The organism is Pseudomonas sp. SWRI111 (genome assembly GCF_014268555.1).
GTDB lineage: Bacteria > Pseudomonadota > Gammaproteobacteria > Pseudomonadales > Pseudomonadaceae > Aquipseudomonas > Aquipseudomonas hamedanensis.
In genome coordinates this window covers 1-302 of the sequence record NZ_JABWQQ010000086.1, presented here as the reverse complement: position 1 = coordinate 302, position 302 = coordinate 1, and the positions used below count along the sequence as shown (strand labels likewise).

At 59.6% G+C, this 302-nt stretch carries 1 protein-coding gene; it reads left to right on the top strand.

All coding sequences use genetic code 11. The features are described from left to right. Positions 1-302, top strand: a 302-nt coding sequence (locus HU755_RS27050; protein WP_186638316.1) for an immunoglobulin-like domain-containing protein, incomplete at both ends; no start/stop codon positions are given.

Below are 302 nucleotides of genomic sequence, written 5' to 3'. Positions count from 1 at the left end.
AACCTGTCGCTGTCCGCGACCGGTTCCGTGGCCGAGGGTGGTCAAATTACGTACACCGCAACCCTGACCAACGCCGCAGGCTCGCCAGTGACCGTGACGCTGAGCAACGGCGCCGTGATCACCATCAAGGCTGGCGAAACCAGCGGCACTGCAACCGTTCCAGCGCCAACCGATGACGTCTACAAAGACGCCGGCTCGGTGCAAGCAACGATTACCAGCGCCACTGGTGGAAATTTCGAGAACCTTGTTCCGAGCACCACACCAGCAATCACTCAAGTAACCGACACCATCGATACCTCGAC